Source organism: Collinsella sp. AF31-11 (assembly GCF_003475605.1).
In the GTDB taxonomy this organism is placed as follows: Bacteria; Actinomycetota; Coriobacteriia; order Coriobacteriales; family Coriobacteriaceae; genus Collinsella.
In genome coordinates this window covers 105,700-123,443 of record NZ_QRQS01000007.1, presented here as the reverse complement: position 1 = coordinate 123,443, position 17,744 = coordinate 105,700, and the positions used below count along the sequence as shown (strand labels likewise).

The 17,744-nt window shown below is 61.9% G+C and carries 10 protein-coding genes; 3 read left to right on the top strand and 7 right to left on the bottom strand.

Going from position 1 to position 17,744, the window contains the following annotated elements:
- Positions 1-65: 65 nt before the first annotated feature.
- The 4 genes from dnaE to DWZ22_RS06100 form a co-directional block, all read right to left on the bottom strand.
- Positions 66-3,869, bottom strand: coding sequence for a DNA polymerase III subunit alpha (gene dnaE, locus DWZ22_RS06115; protein WP_118405683.1), 3,804 nt, complete (start codon positions 3,867-3,869; stop codon positions 66-68).
- A 262-nt stretch (positions 3,870-4,131) separates the two neighbouring features.
- A complete protein-coding gene (locus DWZ22_RS06110; RefSeq protein WP_118405682.1) occupies positions 4,132-7,764 on the bottom strand; it encodes a UvrD-helicase domain-containing protein in 3,633 nt (1,210 codons plus the stop codon).
- Between the two features lie 3 nt (positions 7,765-7,767).
- On the bottom strand, positions 7,768-10,863 hold the full coding sequence (locus DWZ22_RS06105; protein ID WP_118405681.1) for a PD-(D/E)XK nuclease family protein: 3,096 nt from the start codon (positions 10,861-10,863) through the stop codon (positions 7,768-7,770).
- 184 nt (positions 10,864-11,047) lie between these two features.
- Positions 11,048-11,347, bottom strand: a complete 300-nt coding sequence (locus DWZ22_RS06100; protein WP_022094855.1) for a YerC/YecD family TrpR-related protein — start codon at positions 11,345-11,347, stop codon at positions 11,048-11,050.
- Positions 11,348-11,671: 324 nt separating this feature from the next.
- Between DWZ22_RS06100 and DWZ22_RS06095 the strand changes: the two genes are divergently transcribed.
- Positions 11,672-12,037 carry a phage holin family protein gene (locus tag DWZ22_RS06095; RefSeq protein WP_118405680.1) on the top strand — a complete coding sequence of 122 codons (366 nt, stop codon included), beginning with the start codon at positions 11,672-11,674 and terminating at the stop codon, positions 12,035-12,037.
- A 137-nt stretch (positions 12,038-12,174) separates the two neighbouring features.
- Here the strand turns inward: DWZ22_RS06095 and DWZ22_RS06090 are convergent, their stop codons facing one another.
- A complete protein-coding gene (locus tag DWZ22_RS06090) occupies positions 12,175-12,603 on the bottom strand; it encodes an Rrf2 family transcriptional regulator (protein WP_118405679.1) in 429 nt (142 codons plus the stop codon).
- A gap of 252 nt (positions 12,604-12,855) precedes the next feature.
- On the opposite strand from DWZ22_RS06090, the gene cysK reads away from it, so the two are divergent.
- Both cysK and mnmA read left to right on the top strand, forming a co-directional pair.
- A complete protein-coding gene (gene cysK / locus DWZ22_RS06085) occupies positions 12,856-13,794 on the top strand; it encodes a cysteine synthase A (RefSeq protein WP_117794760.1) in 939 nt (312 codons plus the stop codon).
- A 56-nt stretch (positions 13,795-13,850) separates the two neighbouring features.
- Complete coding sequence (gene mnmA, locus DWZ22_RS06080) at positions 13,851-15,074, top strand: tRNA 2-thiouridine(34) synthase MnmA (protein WP_369833889.1); 1,224 nt, start codon at positions 13,851-13,853, stop codon at positions 15,072-15,074.
- An 8-nt stretch (positions 15,075-15,082) separates the two neighbouring features.
- Here the strand turns inward: mnmA and DWZ22_RS06075 are convergent, their stop codons facing one another.
- Complete coding sequence (locus tag DWZ22_RS06075; RefSeq protein WP_118405677.1) at positions 15,083-16,456, bottom strand: DNA-binding protein; 1,374 nt, start codon at positions 16,454-16,456, stop codon at positions 15,083-15,085.
- 138 nt (positions 16,457-16,594) lie between these two features.
- Positions 16,595-17,614, bottom strand: coding sequence for a M42 family metallopeptidase (locus DWZ22_RS06070; RefSeq protein ID WP_117635086.1), 1,020 nt, complete (start codon positions 17,612-17,614; stop codon positions 16,595-16,597).
- Positions 17,615-17,744: the final 130 nt, after the last annotated feature.

The following is a 17,744-nucleotide window of genomic DNA, read 5'->3' as shown; positions in this document are numbered from 1 at the left end:
CGCCGTCAGTCAAAGGGTAGCTAAAATAGCCCCGTCCCAAATTAGCTACCCCGGCAAAGGCACCCTTAGATAACCGTCACGCGGCCTTGGTTGCCAACGATGGCCTTGGCCTCGGCCAGCAGCGGAATCGAGCGTGCGTTAACCTTGGCCGGCACCTCGGCACGCAACACGCGCCCGTCCACCTGCTCAATAAAGATCTCCACGCGGTCGCCGCCCGGGTTGGTGGTGAGCACCGTGGCCAGGCGCGCCATATTGCCCTGGCTAAAGCGGCTGTTGGGCACCATGACCTCAAACACCCTGGGCTTGTTGTTCTCCTCGTTAAGCTCCAGCGGCACGATCTCCTGCGCGATAATCTGATCGCCGCGGTCCGAGCGTTCGAGCTTGCCCTTAATGCGAACAAACGCATCGGACAGCTGTGCGCCGGTCTCGGGATCGACCTCGCCGTACAGATACCCCTCGGCCTCCTTGTATGTCTTGGGGAACACCACGACCGTGGCCTCGCCTTCCATGTCCTCGAGCTGCACAATGCCCATGGGGTCGCCGTTTTTGGTCACGCGCTTGGACACGCTCGAGACCATACCGGCCCACCACAGCGCCTTGCCCTCGGGAATCTCCTGGTTGATGGTACCGCCCGTGGGGTTTTGCACCTCGTAGCCGGTGTCGATCTGCGAGAACGAGAAGTCGCGTGCTTTGCTAAGTGCATACTCAAACGGACGCAGCGGGTGGTCCGAAACATAGATGCCCAGAACTTCCTTCTCCTGGCTCAGCTTAAGATGGCGGTCCCACTCCTGGCCATCCGGATCGGGCACGCTCACCTCGAAGCCCGAGCCCTCAACGTCGCCAAACATATCGAAAAACGACGTCTGGCCGCTCGCGCGATCCTTCTGGCGCTTCACCGCGGCATCGATGATGTTCTCGGGGTTGTTCTTGTCCACAAAGTGCATCATCTGGCGACGCGGATACCCCGTGGAGTCGAAGGCGCCTGCCTTGATCAGGGATTCGATCACGCGGCGGTTGGCCTGGCCCGAGTCCACGCGCTCGACAAAGTCGTGCAGCGTCTTAAACGGACCGCCCGCCTCGCGCTCAGCGATAATCGCCTGCGCAACGCCGGTGCCCACGCCTCGAATGCCGGCCAGACCAAAGCGCACGCCCTCCTTAGTAGCCGTGAACTCGGTACCGGACTCGTTGACATCTGGCGAAAGCACAGGAATGCCGTCGTGACGGCATGCCGAGACGTAGTGCACGATCTTGTCGGTCTTGCCCGTATAGGACGTCAGAACGGCCGCCATGTACTCGTGCGGATAGTGCGCCTTGAGCCACGCCGTCTGCATAACCAGAATGGCGTAGCCGGCGGAGTGCGACTTGTTGAAGGCGTAGGACGCGAACTCGAGAACATCGTCCCAAATCTTCTGGGCGACCTCGCGCGTGTAGTTGTTCTTGATGGCGCCATTCATCCAGTGGTCGTAGGTGGTCTCGTCCGAGCCATCCTCCCAGTGGAGCACCGTCGACGTGAGCAGCTTGATCTTTTTCTTAGCCACGGGCTTACGGATACGCGAGTCCGATTCGCCCTTGGAGAAGCCGCACATCTCGACGGAGATGAGCATAACCTGCTCCTGGTAGACCATGGTGCCGTAGGTTTCGCCCAGGATGTCGTCCAGACGGTCGTCATAGGAGACGGCCGGCTCCTTGCCGTTCATACGGTTGATGTAGGACGAAACCATGCCGGCGCCCAGCGGGCCCGGGCGGTACAGAGCGATCAATGCCACGACGTGCTTGTACTCGGTGGGCTTCATGTTCTTGATCGTGGCCGTCATGCCGGCGGACTCGACCTGGAAGACGCCGGCGGTGTGGCCGGAGCCCATGAGCTTAAAGATCTCGGGATCGTCAAAGGGAATCTCTTCCTCTTTGATGTCGATGCCGAAGTTCTTTTTGATGTTTGCCTTGGCCTTGGAGATAACCGTCAGCGTACGCAGGCCCAAGAAGTCCATCTTGAGCAGACCCATGTCGGCGACGGTATGGCCCTCGTACTGGGTAATCTCGACGCCGCCCTTGGTATCGAGCTTGGTAGGCACGTGCTCGTTGACGGGGTCGCGGCAGATCAGAACGGCGCACGCATGCACGCCCTCGCCACGGGTGAGGCCCTCGATCGAGAGCGCCGTATCGATGATGCGTCGGGCGTCGTCGTCCTTTTTATATGCCTCGGCAAAATCGGGGTTAAACAGATCCTCTTTGCCGGGTTGCTTTTCGAGCACCTGCTTGAGCTTGACCTTGGGGTCGCTCGAGACCATCTTGGACAGGCGCTGGCCCATATAGACCGGGTAGTCCAGAACGCGTGCGGCGTCGTTGATGGCCTGCTTGGCCTTAATGGTCGAGTAGGTGATGACGTGGGTGACCTTCTCGGGGCCGTAGAGCTGGCGAACGTGCTCCACGACCTCGAGGCGCCGCTCATCGTCGAAGTCCATATCGATATCGGGCATCTCGGTACGCTGCGGGGAGAGGAACCTCTCGAACATCAGACCGTTCTCGAGCGGGTCGAACGCGGTGATGTTCATGGCGTAGGCGACGATAGCGCCGGCGGCCGAGCCACGGCCGGGACCGACGCCGATACCGTTGTCCTTGGCCCATTGCACGTACTCAGCAACGATCAAGAAGTAGGCGGCAAAGCCCTTGTCGCAAATGACCTTGTATTCGTACTCAAAGCGCTCTTTGATGTTGACGCCGCCGATCTCGCGCGTGGCCCAGTCATCGCCGTAGTGCTGGCGCAGGCCCTTCTCGCACTCGCGGCGGAACTGGCTCTCGTGCGTCTCGCCGGGATCGAGCAGCGGGAAGCGCGGCAGGATGATAGAGTCCCAGTCCAGCTCCACGTAGCACTTGTCAGCGATCTCGAGCGTGTTGTCGCAGGCCTCGGGGCAATACGGGAACATCGCCCGCATCTCCTCCTCGGTCTTCATATAGAACTCCGAGCCGGTCATGCGCATGCGGTTGGGGTCGTCGACCTTGGCGTTCATACCGATGCACATGATGACGTCCTGCACGGGCGCGTCCTCGCGGCGCAGGTAGTGGAAGTCGTTGGTGGCGATGACCTTGACACCCACCTGCTTGGCAATATCGATGAGCGTGCGGTCCATCTGCTCGTCAGTCAGGCCGTTGTCGGTGGTAATGCCGTGTTCCTGAATCTCGATATAGAAGTCGCCGGGGTCGAAGGTATCGCGGAAGGTCTCGGCCCACTTGATGGCGCCTTCCATGTCGCCGCGGTCGATGTACTTGGGGATGATGCCCGCGATGCAGGCGCTGGTGCAGATCATGCCCTTGGCATGGCGGCGCAGATTGTCGAGCGTCACGCGCGGCTTGTAGTAAAAGCCCTGCACGGCGGCCTCGGAGACCGTCTGCATCAGGTTGACGTAGCCCTCCTGGTCCTTGGCCAAAAGGATCATGTGGTAGAGCTCGGGCTTATGGTCGCGGGCAAGCGTCTCGTCCGGCGTAAAGTAAACCTCACAGCCAAAGATGGGCTTAATGACCAGGGGCGGCTTGAGCTCGTCGATATTGCCCTTCTCGTCCCACATGGCCATGTCCTTAACGTACTGGGCATGCTCGCGCGGGTTTGCCTCGGGATCGGGCTCCTCCAGCTCGTCGCGGCGGTCTTTTTCCAAGAAGGCCTTGTCGTGGCTCCACGTTTTGTACTCGGGCGTGTTGTGGTTGACGGCGTCGCAGGCCAGCGCCAGGTCGGGCACGCCATACATGTAACCGTGGTCGGTGATGGCCACGGCGGGCATGCCAAGCTCAACGGCACGGTTGACCATATCCTGGATACGGGTTGCGCCGTCGAGCATGGAGAAGACAGTGTGATTGTGCAGATGGACGAATGCCATGTGATGAGCTCCGATGCGGGTTCGTGTTCTGACTGAACGATTTTACCCCACGGCGCGGACAGCACCCGAACCTAGCCAAACCCACACGGGTAGCTAATTTGGGACGGGGCTATTTTAGCTACCCCCATATGTCGGTTGAGACGCATTCCGACCCCGACTCATTCGCCGTCAGTCAAAGGGTAGCTAAAATAGCCCCGTCCCAAATTAGCTACCCCTGAGCTGCGGTGGAATCGGGAGGGATTCCACCGCACGCTGTTGAGGGCTAAAGATTGTAGGTGACTACTTGAGGTGCGGCGGGTTCGACGAAGATGGTTGGATCCGGCTGTTCCACGCGGACGAACTTGACGGTCACGGCCTCAAAGCCCGCCTTGTGCAACACATCGGCGTAGACGCGCGCCTGCAGGGCGTGCTTCTCCTGCAGCTGTTCCGGCGTCTCATCCGGTGTGCCGCCCGTCTTGTAGTCGATGACCAGCGCGCGTGACGAATCCGCCGGGTTCGTTGCCAACGCATCGATGGCGCCCTCGGCATACGTGCCGTAGCGGGCAATGTCCTCGTCCTCGCAGCCCAGCGAGAAGAACGGTACCTCGGCACGGACGCACGGCCAGGCAAGCAGCTCGGCACGGACCGCCGACCTGAGCCAGCGATTCAGGGCAATGTCAAAACGCTCGCGCTGCTCCGGCGTCAGGCACCACAGGCGCGCCAGCGCATCGGCGCGCGCGGCGGGCAGTTCATTGGCGCCCATCTCGATGAGCCACTGGCAGGCAGCATGGAACGCCGAGCCCAAGGCCATGGGATTGCCGAGGGGCTCGGCAGCAACCACGTCCGCATCGGTCATCTCCGAGCCATCCGAGTCTTCATCATCGCCGGCCTCGTCCATGGGCACACGCGTCTCGGCGGCACGATCTTCCGCCTCGGCATGCAGGGCCGCGGCGATCGATGAGTAGCTATACGAGTCACGCGCCGGGAACGGGCAGGTGCCCATGCGCACGCCCACCGCCTGGGGATACACGAGCTCAAACGAATCGGGCTCGGGGTCGGCAGGACCGGGAACGGCGGCGCGGGCATCTGCACCGGCACCCTCCGGCTCCGCATCGCCACGAACAAGCCTGCCCTCGGCATCCAGCGAAGCGTTAGCCTCAAAAGCCTGCTCGCCAAAGGTAAAGTCCGAAAGCGAAATGAGCTCGTAGTCGCCCGGCTGGGAGTTGTCGAACACCAGGCGGTCGGCATCGAGCTGCGGCAAGGCCTGCGCGTCGGTCGGCAAAATACGGCGCAGTACGTCGTAGGTCAGATCGGTCTCGACATCGAAGGTCGGCGCCGCCACCTTGCCACGGCTCACGCCGGCATCCATTGCCAGAATGACCAGCTCGCGTGCACGCGTCATGGCGACATAGAGCAAGCGGGCCCGCTCCTCGAGCGAAAGCTGCAGGTCGTCGTTGCGCAGGCGAGCAAATGCCTCGGCGGGAGAACCCGTCGCACAGACGTCCTCCATGAGCTCCGGCGGCAACCATAGCGACGTGCCCTTACCCTTAAACGCATGCTCAAACTGTTTTTTGACGTCGTCGCCCTTTACGAACGTGCCGTCCGCGAGTTTAACGCCGTCGAAGCGTGCCGGTAGCGCCACAACCTGCGCACCGCCATCGACGCGACCCATCTGTGCCACACCCGAGGACTTACGCACGCCAAAGCACTCCGCAACCGCCACGACCGGATATTCCAGACCCTTGGAGGCGTGCACCGTCATGATGCGTACCGCGCCGTCGCCCTCCTCGTTGAGGGCGCCTGGGGCTTCCTTGCCCGCCAAGAAGCGGTCGAAGGCCAGCGCAATGGAGCGCGGCGAGTTACCGAACTCGGCCTCCGCCTCGGCCACGGCATCGAGCGCCTTGAGCACGTTGGCAGCAATGGCCTTGCCCTCGGGGCCGCGCTTCGCCAGACGCACGAACCAGCCCGAAGCGTTGACCACGTCGCGCGCGATCGCCGCGAACGAATCACGTCCCACGCGGCGCAGTGCATAGCGCAGCACCTCGCGGGCGCGCGTCACGAGTGGCAAGCCCTGCAAGCCGGGCACATCGGAATCGCTCATGATGCCCGCATCGATGTTGCGGCGCGACGTCTCCCCCGTCTGCTCGTCCAGCTTGGTCGCCAGCGCCAGGAATTCCTGGGCGCCGAGCGCAAACATCGGCGAGGCCAGCAACGGCATGAGGCCCTGCGCGGTATCGGCCGGGTTGGCAAGTGCGCAGACCAGGGCACGCACCGTCTGCACCTCGGCTGCCTGGGCAAAGACCGAGCCGCCCGCGATAACGCAGTCGAGTCCCTGGTCGCGGAAAGCCTGGGCATAAACGTCGGCATTGGTCATGCGCCCCAGCAGCAGCACCATACTGCCCTGGGGCTGGCCGGCATCGGCAAGCGCGCGGAACCGCTCCGCGATCGCGCGGGCCTTGGCCTGCGTGCGCTCCTGCGTGCTGCCGCCGGCAACAAAGAGCGCCTGCCGACGCGAGGCGTCTGCCACCAGCGTGTCCTTGCGGCCGTCGCTCGCCTCAAGATCCAAAAAGCCCTGCATCAGGCCGCCGTCATCGCCGTCGAAGACGCGCGCCACGTAGCGCAGCACCTCGTCATGACTGCGAAAGTTGCGTACAAGCTTGACGAGCTCGCCGGCGGGGGCGTCGGCCACGGCAGTCGTCTCGGACGCCGCCGTCGAGCCCACCTTGCGCTCCTGGCGACGGAACACCTCGACCTCTGCCCCACGAAAGCGATAGATGGACTGCTGCGCATCGCCCACGGTGCACAGCGCGCGCTCCCCCGCACCCGTCAGATAGCGAATCAAATCGACCTGCATCTGGTCGGTATCCTGAAACTCATCGATCATGACCATCTTAAAGCGGCCTTCATAGGCCGCTCGAATAGCCGGGTAGTCGCGCAGCGCCTCATACGCCATGCGGAGCAGGTCGTTGTTATCGAGCGCGGACTGACCCGCCTTGAGTGCGCGGTACTCCACCTCCACAGCACGGGCAAGCCCCACCAGCGCATCGAGCGCCGGACCACCGCAGGCGAGCGCGATATTGATAAACGCATCGGCGGCCTCGGCCTTGAGCAGCTCGATCTGCTCCTTAGGGAATGCCTTGCTCGCGCGCGGCATGGTACACGACATCATGAGTCGCGCCGCATCGACCATGGTCTTGCCGCTCGCCTCGAACGCGTCGATGGCATCGAGCGCCGTCTGCGCCTTCTCGGTCGCGGCCTTGCTCGCGCCCAACGCCGCGCGATAGGCATCGGCTAGCGCCGAGGTGTCGGCCTGGCCACGTGCCACGCGCACATCGTCCATGCCGCCCGGCAGCTGGCTCGATAGCTCCAACAGGTCGCGCACCAGGCCTTTAATGGTGGTGCCGGCACCAAACGGCCCGCCCTCGCCCGCCATGGGATACCAGGCGTAGAGGGCCTTGAGCGATGCCGCGAGCTCGGGGACGGCATCGGGTGCCGTCGCGCGGGCCAGCACGTGCTCAACAGCCTGGTCCATAAGCTCGTCGGTATCGGTGAGCACCGTGAACTCGGGGTCGATGCCCAGCTCCAACGCGTGTGCGCGCAGGATACGCGAGCACATGCCGTGAATGGTCGAGATCCACGCATCGTCGACGGTCAGGGCCTCCTCGTCCATGCCCTCGTCGATGAGCGCGCGGCGCACGCGGTCACGGATCTCGGCCGCGGCATCTTTGGTAAAGGTAATGGCGAGCACCTGGTCCAGATGCTCGACGAACGGACCGGATTCGGGCGAGAGCGCGTAGACGATGCGGCGCGTGAGGGTAAAGGTCTTGCCCGAACCGGCGCCCGCCGAGACAAACAGCGGACGGTCGAGCGTCTTGACGATCTGCAGCTGTTGCGGCATCAAGGTCGAAAGATCCATGGTCTACACGTCCCTCCTTACAAACGTTCCTTGGTGGTTATACGAGCAGCGCGCATGCGCGGCCTGAGCCGACGTCGGGTCGACGGCGGCAACGTTGCCTGCCTCGAGCTCGCGCAGGCGCTCGGCGATGCCGGCCTCCACGCGATCGAGCAGGGCGTCGAAGTCCATGCTGCCACCCTCGCCGGGGAAACCTTTCTTAAGGCCCGGGATGCGACCGTCGCCACGCTCTTCCTCGAGCAACTCGGCACTCGCCGCGCCGCGCAGCGCGGGCTTGCCGCCCTTGGTCGAAAAGTAGAGCGCCGCGCGGGTGTCCAAATCCAGCGCCCGGCGCATGGCCTGCGCATAGATAAGCGTCTGGGTATGGGGCGGTAGCCACCGTGGGTCGTCGATGGCGGCCTCGCCCGATTCCTCGTCGCGCACCGTAGGGTCGGCGAGCTTATACTCCTCAACGCCCGTGCGGTGCTTATAGTCGATCACCACGGCACGATTCTCGGCGTCCACGTCCACGCGGTCGATGCGCCCGCCAAGCGGCCAGCCGGCATACTCGACTTTGAGCTCGTTAAAGGCGAACTCCAGGTAACGCGGGACAAAGGGGGCGAGCGCCTCGGACTCGTAGGCAAGCACTCCCTCCAGCTGCGGCAGAATCTCGGCCACCTGGCGCTCCTCTACCGGAGAGAGCGGCACGAGCGGGCCCTCGTTGCCACGCTTGGAGGCATGCTCGACCAAGGTCTCGTCAAAGACCTCGCGCAGCAGCTCCTGCGCACGTGGCAGGTTCTCGGGCGTCACGCGCTCCATGCCCTCTTGAGGCAGGCGGGCATGCAAGTGCTCCAGCACGTCGTGGACAAAGTTACCCTTCTCCATGTTGCCAAAGCCCGCGTCGATGGACTGGGGCTTAACGCGATACGAGACGAACCAGCACAGCGGGCAGGTGGAATATGACTCGATCTGCGAGGCGGACGTCAGGCGCGGCACAAGCGGCACGTCCTCGCCCTCGCCGTCGCGACGGCGAAGCACCAGATACGGCACGGCCGCCTCGCTCAAATGCTGAGGAGCCTCGCACGCTACGCGCTCGCACTTGAGGCCCTTGCCGGCTGCGGGGTCAAAATCGCCCGCGATATCGCCCTCGCCCACGCAAGCCAGTTGGGCGGCGCCGACAGCCTCGGCATGCGCCCGCAACTCGGTCCACACGGCCGCCGGATAGCACTCGCGCGCCTGACGATCGTGGGTCACACGGGCGAGCGTAACCGGACCACGCGACGCTTGTATCGCGCGGCCAAAGCGTGCGCGCAGCAAGGCAGCAGGCTCAAGCGTCACGCCCTCGCGACCGAGGCTCGCCGTCAGCGTGGTCAGCGGCCCCTCTTCGTGTGAGAGCGGATAGCTGTCCAGGTCGACATCGGCAAACAGCACGGCATCGTAGCAGCCAGGACGCAGAACCGACGCATCGGCAAGCGAAGTAAAGCGAACCTGGGCACGTGGCGCACGGTCAACCTCGTAAGTCTCGTAATCGTAGGCGGTGCTACGCTTGTCCACCTTGGTGCGAACGCCATCGAGCACGGGCACGGTCGCGGCCTGCGACACGTCGAGCGCGCGAGCATCGTTCATAAGGATGTCGATGACATGGCGCAGCAGGGCCACCTCCGCCTGGCGACGGGCTTGGCCATCCAAGCTGCCCAGCGAGCGATCGGGCAACGCCTCGGCAACGGCAAGCATGGCCTTGAGCGCCGTCACGGGCTTGTCACGCCACAGCGCCTGGAACACGTCCGAGACCACACACGGCACATTCTTAAACCAGTTTTCGTCGCTCGCCGCCTTACGCGCGCCCCTCACCTGGCCCTGAATGCTCTGCAGCAGGCTCTTAACGCCCGCGGTAGTCTTGCTGCGCGAGAGACGCATATTCTTATCGAACGTGAGCGCGCTGGCGGCATCGGCACCCGAAAGCGGACTGTAAATCCAGTCGGTAAGCTCCGGCGCGGGCCACCACTCGGTCTTAGAGGCGATGCCCTCGTCGGCGGCCTTCATGCGCTCGATCAGGCCGGCAAGCGCCGTAAGCTGCCTGCCCGCGATGGACTGGGAAAACGCCGTGAACTCAGTTGTCTCAGCAGCGATACGACGAGCCGCCAGACGAGAGGCGAGCTCACCGAACAGCTGGGGTGCCCGGGCAGAAACGACGAGCACGCGTGCGGGGTCGGCGTTCGTCGCGGCGCCGTCGGCCTCGGAACCCTGGCACGCTTTTACCAGATCATCAATTGCGTCCGCATAGACATGAGCACGGGCATGGGGGCCGGCGACCTCAATAAAGGCAGGCTGAGCGGCGGTCCCGCAAGCGGCATCAGACGCGCCGGCATCCTCGTCCAGCGGTGCAACCTCAAACAGCACGCCGCGGGCATCAAGGGCCGTGGCCAGCTCCTCACGCATCGCTGCTTGCTCGCGGGCAAGCAGCACGACGACCTCTCCCCCGTTGTTTGCCACGGCGGACAGCAGCTCGAGCAAGCTATACGTAAATGACGTGACGCCGCGCACGCAAACGGCACGGGCGCACCCCGGCAGGTTATCGGCCAGGGCACCGGCCATAATGTCAGCCGCCTCGCAGGGCTCGACCATATTTCGACGGTCCAAACCACCCGCGTAGGCACGCAAAAGCTCGAAAACGCGGGCCTCGGCGTCGCTTTTGGGCTCGGGCTGAGCGGCGGCATCGCGGCAGCGTTCGTCGCCCGCCCCCGCCACGCCCGGCAACACATCGCGGGCCATACGCGCAAGCATGCGCACCGTGCCCTGGCTGCGCGAGAGCGGCTGCAGAGCAGCGTCGTCGCGGCGGTCGATCATGTCCGAGAACAGCATCTGGCACTGAAGGTTATCCACAAAGCTACGGCCATCGCCCATAAGCTCCCACAGCGAACGGAGCCACGACGAAGGGGTCTTGTAATCGATACCCAGTGAAACCCCAGCTTCCGCCGCATCATGACGGCACAGATCGAGCTCGGCAAACGTAGGCACCAGCAAAACGGCACGCCCGTGGCGGGCAACCAGGTCGGCGAGCAGCGCCGCCTCGGCATCGCTCAAATCCGCGCCGGCGTTGGTGGTATAGATTCGAACAGGCATGGTCCTCCACTCAAACCGTTCGCAATAATCAATGTATCCATCCTACCCGCCCAAGCGGACACATTGCCACCGCAGCTCCATCTTTTGGTACGAAGCAACCTGACCCCAACGCACCAGCCGATTGCGGGCATATAAAAACCGCCCCCGAAGGGACGGTTCTGCGCAATTCGCTTTTGTCGCTAGCCTACTCGCCATCCTCCAGCTTAATGAGGATCTTGCGGTAGCCGCCGTACTCGCCGTTGAGTGCCTTGGACACGCGGCTCACCGTGGTGGACGAAGCGCCGGTGCGGGCCTGGACCTCGACATAGGGCTCGCCCTCGTCCAGATAGCGCGCCACCTGCAAACGCTGAGAAAGATCGCAAATCTCACGCGGCGTGCAGATATCGGTCAAAAACGCTTGGATATCTTTCTCGTCGTCCAAAAGGCTAAATGCGTGGACTAGCTGCTTGACATCAGGCTTGTCAAACATGTTCTCGATATTCATCGATCACCGCCAAACCCGCCAAAAGGCATCGAGGTTGATACTAACATCGGGCATCGTTCGCCCGTTCTATTCAATAGGGCAACGCCTGTGGCTTTTGCCCGTAGCAGTTTAGCACACCACCAAACTAAAGCGACAAGACTCTCTGCCAGCGGCACGTTTTTTAGGTCGAATGCCGTTTTGAAACCGAATGCGCACGTAAGCTCCACGAATATTTGAGACAATGGGCGCTCAAATACCGCGGCGCGCCCGCGCAACCATCCAAGTCGCCGCCGCAAGCCGCTTCACGCGACGCCAGCAACCCCGGCGCAAGAAAGGATTCACGCCATGCGCTTTATGCTTAACTGGCTCTTCACCTCGATCGCCATCGCGATCGCCACGTTCCTCGTCCCCGGCATCCAACCCTTCGGCTTTGCCGAGGCCTGGGTCTGTTTCGCCTTCGTAGGACTGTTCCTCAATATCGTCGATTCGCTCGTCAAACCGTTCCTGACGGTCATCTCGCTGCCGCTCACCATCATTACGCTGGGCATTTTCCAGCTTGTCGTCAACAGCTTTATGCTCGAACTCGCGAGTTACCTGTCGGTGAATCTGCTGGGCGCGGGCATCTCCATCGCCAGCTTTGGATCGGCGTTTATGGGCAGCATCTTGGTATCCATCATGCGCAGCATTCTCGACAGCATCGCCAAGAACTAGAGCGAACCGATACGGATCGCCACAACACGCCAAAATGAAGGCCGCCCATCGAAACGATGGACGGCCTTCTTCTTTATCGAGCCTCAGAGGGTAAAGAATTCTACCATTTCTACCCCGTCCCCAAATGGAAGGTGGAATCAAATCACGTAATCGTAGCCCTCGTTGGGGGCGACGAGCTGGTCGAGCGTCACGCCGTCGAGATAGTCGTTGATGAGCTTGTCCAGGTTCTTCCACACGCTGAGCGTGGGGCACTCGTCCGAACGCGAACAGCCCTTGCAGTCGCCATCCAGGCAGGCGACCGGCGCCAGACTACCCTCGGTCAGGCGCAGAATCTCGCCCACCGTGTACTGCTCGGGAGGGCGCGTGAGCACGTAGCCGCCGCCCTTGCCGCGCATGCCCGAGAGCATATTGGCGCGTACGAGTGTGGCAAGAATGTTCTCCAGATATTTCTCCGAAATCCCCTGTCGCGCCGCAATCTCTTTGAGCGGGATGCGGCCGGCCGTCTGGTGCTCTGCCAGGTCGACCATAACGCGCAGGGCATACCTGCCCTTTGTGGAAACCAACATATATATTGCTGCCTTTCGGTCATTTAATCCGTAGAAATTCTAGCCGAAAAATTGGCTTTGAAAATACCCATCCCGTCAAGATGGTTAATCGACTCGCAATAATTCATAAATTCCTATTGCATTACTAGGCTTTGCTGTCTACTATGCTTCCCAACAGCTAAACGAACAACCTATTGGGTTTGTAGGTTTTACTGTTACATACACCGTAAAACCACACGGTATCCAGTTATTTGAACACTTTGGAGGTTCACCATGAGCAAGGTTTACACGTCCATCGATCAGCTTATCGGCCACACCCCGCTTTTGGAGCTTACCCACTTTGAGGCCGACGAGGACCTCAAGGCCCGCGTGCTCGTCAAGCTCGAGTACTTCAACCCCGCCGGCTCCGTCAAAGACCGTGTCGCCAAAAACATGATTGACGAGGCCGAGAAGGCCGGCAAGCTCGTGCGCGGCGGCGACTACACCATCATCGAGCCCACGAGCGGTAACACCGGCGTCGGCATCGCCTCGGTGGCGGCGGCCCGCGGCTACAAGGTGATCATCACCATGCCCGAGACCATGTCCGTCGAGCGTCGCAAGCTTATGCAGGCATACGGCGCAAAGCTCGTGCTCACCGACGGCTCCAAGGGCATGAAGGGCGCCATCGCCAAAGCCGAGGAGCTGCAGAAGGAGACTCCCAACAGCATCATCGCCGGTCAGTTTGTAAACCCCGCCAACCCCGCCATCCACAAGGCCACAACCGGCCCCGAGATCTGGGATGACACCGACGGCAAGGTTGACATCTTCGTCGCCGGCGTTGGCACCGGCGGCACCGTGACCGGCGTGGGCGAGTTCCTCAAAGAGCAGAACCCCGAGATTCAGGTCGTCGCCGTCGAGCCCGCTACCTCCCCGGTGCTCTCTAAGGGCCAGGCCGGCCCACACAAGATCCAGGGTATCGGCGCCGGCTTTGTGCCCGACGTCCTCGACACCCAGATCTATGACGAGATCATCCCCGTCGAGAACGACGACGCCTTTGCCACCGGCCGCGCCGTGGGCCACAAGGAGGGCGTGCTCGTGGGTATTTCGTCCGGCGCCGCCGTGTGGGCTGCGCTGCAGCTGGCCAAGCGCCCCGAGAACGAGGGCAAGACCATCGTGGCGCTACTCGCCGATACCGGTGAGCGCTACCTGTCCACGGCACTCTTCCAGGACTAGGGCCCGTCGCCCATAGGTTGAGCCCAGGACGAACCGGTCTCCTCTCTCCCGGCAGCCTGAGCCCATCCCATCAGGGTGTCCCACGAGACGTCCGAACTTGCTACAATGACTGCGGCGCGGAACCAGCCTCCCGCGCCGCTTTTCTTTTTTGGCCACATGCCACCAAGGAGAACCTCCCCATGCACAACAAGCGCGTGCTCGTCGCCATGAGCGGCGGCGTCGATTCCAGCGTGACTGCCTATCTGCTCAAACGCCAGGGCTACGAATGCGTCGGCGCCACCATGCGCCTTACCTGTCCCACACCCGACCCCGCCACGGGCATGAGTAAGGTCGACCGCGACATCGCCGATGCAAAGGCCGTCGCCAAGCGCCTGGGGATACCCCACTATGTGCTCGACCTGCAGCAGACCTTCGACCGCAATGTTATCGAGCGCTTCGTGACCGCCTACCAGGAGGGGTTGACGCCCAACCCGTGCATCATCTGCAACCGCCATATTAAGTTTGGCGCGCTGCTCGATGCGGCACTCGACATGGGCTGCGACTACATCGCCACGGGCCATTACGCCAAAACAAGCCAGGCGGCAGACAGCACCTGGCAGCTACATCGCGGCGAAGATCCCAAAAAGGACCAGAGCTACTTTTTGTATTCGCTTACGCAGGAGCGCCTGGCACGCACAATCTTTCCGCTGGCAGGGCTGGACAAGGAGCGCGACGTACGCCGCATTGCCGCCGAGCAGGGCTTCATCAACGCCAAGAAGGCCGAGAGCGAGGACATCTGCTTTATCCCGGACGGCGACTACGCGGGCTATATCGAGCGCCGCTGCGGACATGCCGCTGCACCGGGCGACATTGTATGGCGCGACGGCAGCGTGGTCGGACGCCATAACGGCGCGCTGCGCTACACCATCGGCCAGCGCAAAGGCCTGGGTGTCGCGATGGCGCATCCGGTGTATGTAACGGGCGTCGACGCCGCCAGCAACACCGTGCATCTGGGCGAGGCCGAGGACCTAACCGCCTCGGCGCTAACTGCCGATGAGTGGATCTGGAGCGCGCCGGACACGCGCATGGAGGCTGAGCTCGACGCCGGCGGCATTCGTGTAGGTGCCAAGTACCGCTACCGTCAGAAAGACCAGGCAGCGACCCTCACGCGTGACGAAGACGGGCAAATACTGCTAACCTTTGACGAGCCGCAGCGAGCCATCGCCCCCGGCCAGGCCGTTGTAGTCTATCGCGGCGACATCGTCCTGGGCGGTGGTACCGTAACCGGCGCACTTAAGTAGCCGCTGGTTTATCGCCGCACGTGTCGAAGTACCTCAACAGCGGCACCAACCTCGATTACGCGACGCTCGAGGCCGCGGCAAATGGCCTCGAGTCGATCCTCCGCCGTCGCCCATTCGCTCTGCGAAAGAATCTCGATTGCCTCATCAACAAATCCGTTGAGCCGCGATGAATCGAACCAATCGAGCGAGTCCGCAAGCGCCAGCTGGACGAAAGGGTCGGACCCAAACGGCTTAGCGGAAAACCCAAACTCCCCAGCTGAGAGCACGGCAGTTGGCACGTTATACCACAGACAGTTGCCGCTATCGAACAGCGGTGCAGGTTTTATCTCCAGGGTGTCGACATTGCGGATGATGCCGAAGTTTCGCCAATGGCGATCGCTGTTGGCCAAAAGGGCATCGCAAACGATCATCTGCGACATAGACCTTCTCACGGCAGCCTCGTCTGCTCCATGCTTACCAAGGAAGCGGCAGTACCGGTCGTACGTCGAGTTTCCTCGCTGACCGCCAAGAGCGTTCTTAACGTAAACAGCCGGAACATATTCCTCGCGGCCGTCAAGAAAGTCGTCGCACAAACACACAGGGCCATCGAACATCCGCTCAACCGCATAGGGAACAAACTCACCCTCTGACAGCAAGCGACGATGTAGAGCCGTTGCAACCGCCTCGTTAAAGGGACGTTGATCGTCCATGCCACACCCCTTGACCAGGACGCGAACACCGTTGCGAATCATCCACGATTTAGGAAGCTCGCCCTCGGATGTGTTGTCGGGATTTTTAAGACCGATGCCTTCCAGCCAACCCGAACGCCCCTCGGGCGCCGATCGCTCAAATTCGTTCTCAAAGTAATTGATGTTTCGCCATTCGAGCCCGTCGCAATCGGTCGGCCGCAGCCAATAGCAATCCGAAAGCGAGAGGCCCAGGCACTGAACCGGCACCTCAGTGCCGTTGACGATCCCTAACTCTCGGTAGCGCGAGATAAGCCCGGGGCGAACATCGGGTACCGACCGATGCCCCCACCACGCGTTGAGCTCCCGCTTATTCACCGTTGGAGAAGAGCTCGAGCATGTACCAAACGGCATTCGTTGCGCATCGAGGACCTCGGCGATTTCGAAGGGAAACTCGCGCGTCGGATCAAATGAGACATGCGCGACCTCATGGTCGGCCGACATCAGCGTAAACTTGCGTCCCACATCGGCTGCAGGACGGCGCCCTCGTTTGCGGACCTTTTGATAGGCGATCGCAGAATTGTACTCGATCATCTTCCGGCCGCCCACAATATCGCACGCGAGCGTTCCCGATGCGGCAAGTTGAGATATGCGGGCTTTCGTAACGCCCAACAGGCGGGCAGCATCACCCATAGACAAGTACTCAGACGTATCCATACACCGCATCACCTCGTTAAGTAATTTACACGTTTAGTTAATAGATTACAGACATCATAATACTAAACAACCCAAAGCGAAAAAAGGCCCGAGAAATCGGGCCTTAGCGATTGGTCAGCCGAGTCGCAAGCTGCTCCCCTAGCGCTGAACGTAGGCGCGAACGAGCTCGTAGGTATTGCGCACGCCGTCGATGTGGCTGCGCTCGTAGTTGTGACTCGCGTACACGCCGGGGCCGATCAGACCATGGCGAATGTCGTAGCCGGCCGAGAGCGTGGCCTCGACGTCCGAACCGTAGTGCGGGTACACATCGATGGCGTAATCGAGCTCCAGCTCGCGCGCGATATTGGACAGCGTGGTTACCAGGTCGTAGTTGTACGGACCACCCGAATCCTTGGCGCAAATCGAAACCATGCGCTCGGTGCAGCCCAGGTCGTCGCCCACGCAGCCCATGTCCACGCTGATCATCTCGCGCGTGTCGGCTGGCACAAAGGCACCGCCGTGACCGACCTCCTCGTACACGGTAAAGAGCAGCGACACCTTGCGCGAGAGCGTCACCTCGCCAGCGGCGACGGCACGCGCCAAGCCCAGCAAAATGGAGGCCGACAGCTTGTCGTCCAAGAAGCGGCTCTTAATGTAGCCGCTCTCCGTCACCGTGGTACGCGGATCCATAGCGATGATGTCACCGGTCTGAATACCCAGCTCGAGCACATCGTCCTTGCTGTCAACGTTCTCGTCGAGCAGGATTTCCATGTTCTTCTCGATGGTCTTGACCGGCTCATCGGCCACATGCGCCGAAGGCTCGGTATTGAGGACCACACCCGTGTAGACATTGCCATCGCGCGTGTAAACGGTGCAGTTCTCGCCATCGGCTGTAGACCACTGGTGCCCGCCGAGGGTCGTGGGGCGCAGGCGACCATTGTCCTTAATGGAGCGCACCATGGCGCCCAGGGTATCGACATGGCTCGCCAACACAAGCGGCTCGCCCTCGCCGCCAAGCTCAACCAGCACGTTGCCCTTATTGGAGCGCTCGGGGCCAAAGCCCATATCACGCAACGTTTCCATTAGATAATCAGTCGCCGCACGGGTATAGCCCGTAGGCGAAGCAATCGAGGTAAGCGCCTTCAACTGGTCAGTAATATAGGAGAGCGTAGAATCCATCTTGGACACCAAAGTCACCCTTTCACATCGAATTAAACCCACAGCAACGATACCACCGCGAACCATCTTTTTACCTAGCGAGACGACCCATCGAGCTCCCCAGAACTGCGCCCGCCACGATAAGCAGACA

What these genes read in the sequence shown, in the direction of transcription:
- DWZ22_RS06100 (WP_022094855.1), bottom strand. Translation starts at nt 11,347, where the DNA reads ATGAATATCGAGAACATGTTTGACAAGCCTGATGTCAAGCAGCTAGTC.
- DWZ22_RS06070 (WP_117635086.1), bottom strand. Translation starts at nt 17,614, where the DNA reads ATGGATTCTACGCTCTCCTATATTACTGACCAGTTGAAGGCGCTTACC.
- DWZ22_RS06095 (WP_118405680.1), top strand. Translation starts at nt 11,672, where the DNA reads ATGCGCTTTATGCTTAACTGGCTCTTCACCTCGATCGCCATCGCGATC.
- dnaE (WP_118405683.1), bottom strand. Translation starts at nt 3,869, where the DNA reads ATGGCATTCGTCCATCTGCACAATCACACTGTCTTCTCCATGCTCGAC.
- DWZ22_RS06105 (WP_118405681.1), bottom strand. Translation starts at nt 10,863, where the DNA reads ATGCCTGTTCGAATCTATACCACCAACGCCGGCGCGGATTTGAGCGAT.
- DWZ22_RS06075 (WP_118405677.1), bottom strand. Translation starts at nt 16,456, where the DNA reads ATGGATACGTCTGAGTACTTGTCTATGGGTGATGCTGCCCGCCTGTTG.
- DWZ22_RS06110 (WP_118405682.1), bottom strand. Translation starts at nt 7,764, where the DNA reads ATGGATCTTTCGACCTTGATGCCGCAACAGCTGCAGATCGTCAAGACG.
- cysK (WP_117794760.1), top strand. Translation starts at nt 12,856, where the DNA reads ATGAGCAAGGTTTACACGTCCATCGATCAGCTTATCGGCCACACCCCG.
- DWZ22_RS06090 (WP_118405679.1), bottom strand. Translation starts at nt 12,603, where the DNA reads ATGTTGGTTTCCACAAAGGGCAGGTATGCCCTGCGCGTTATGGTCGAC.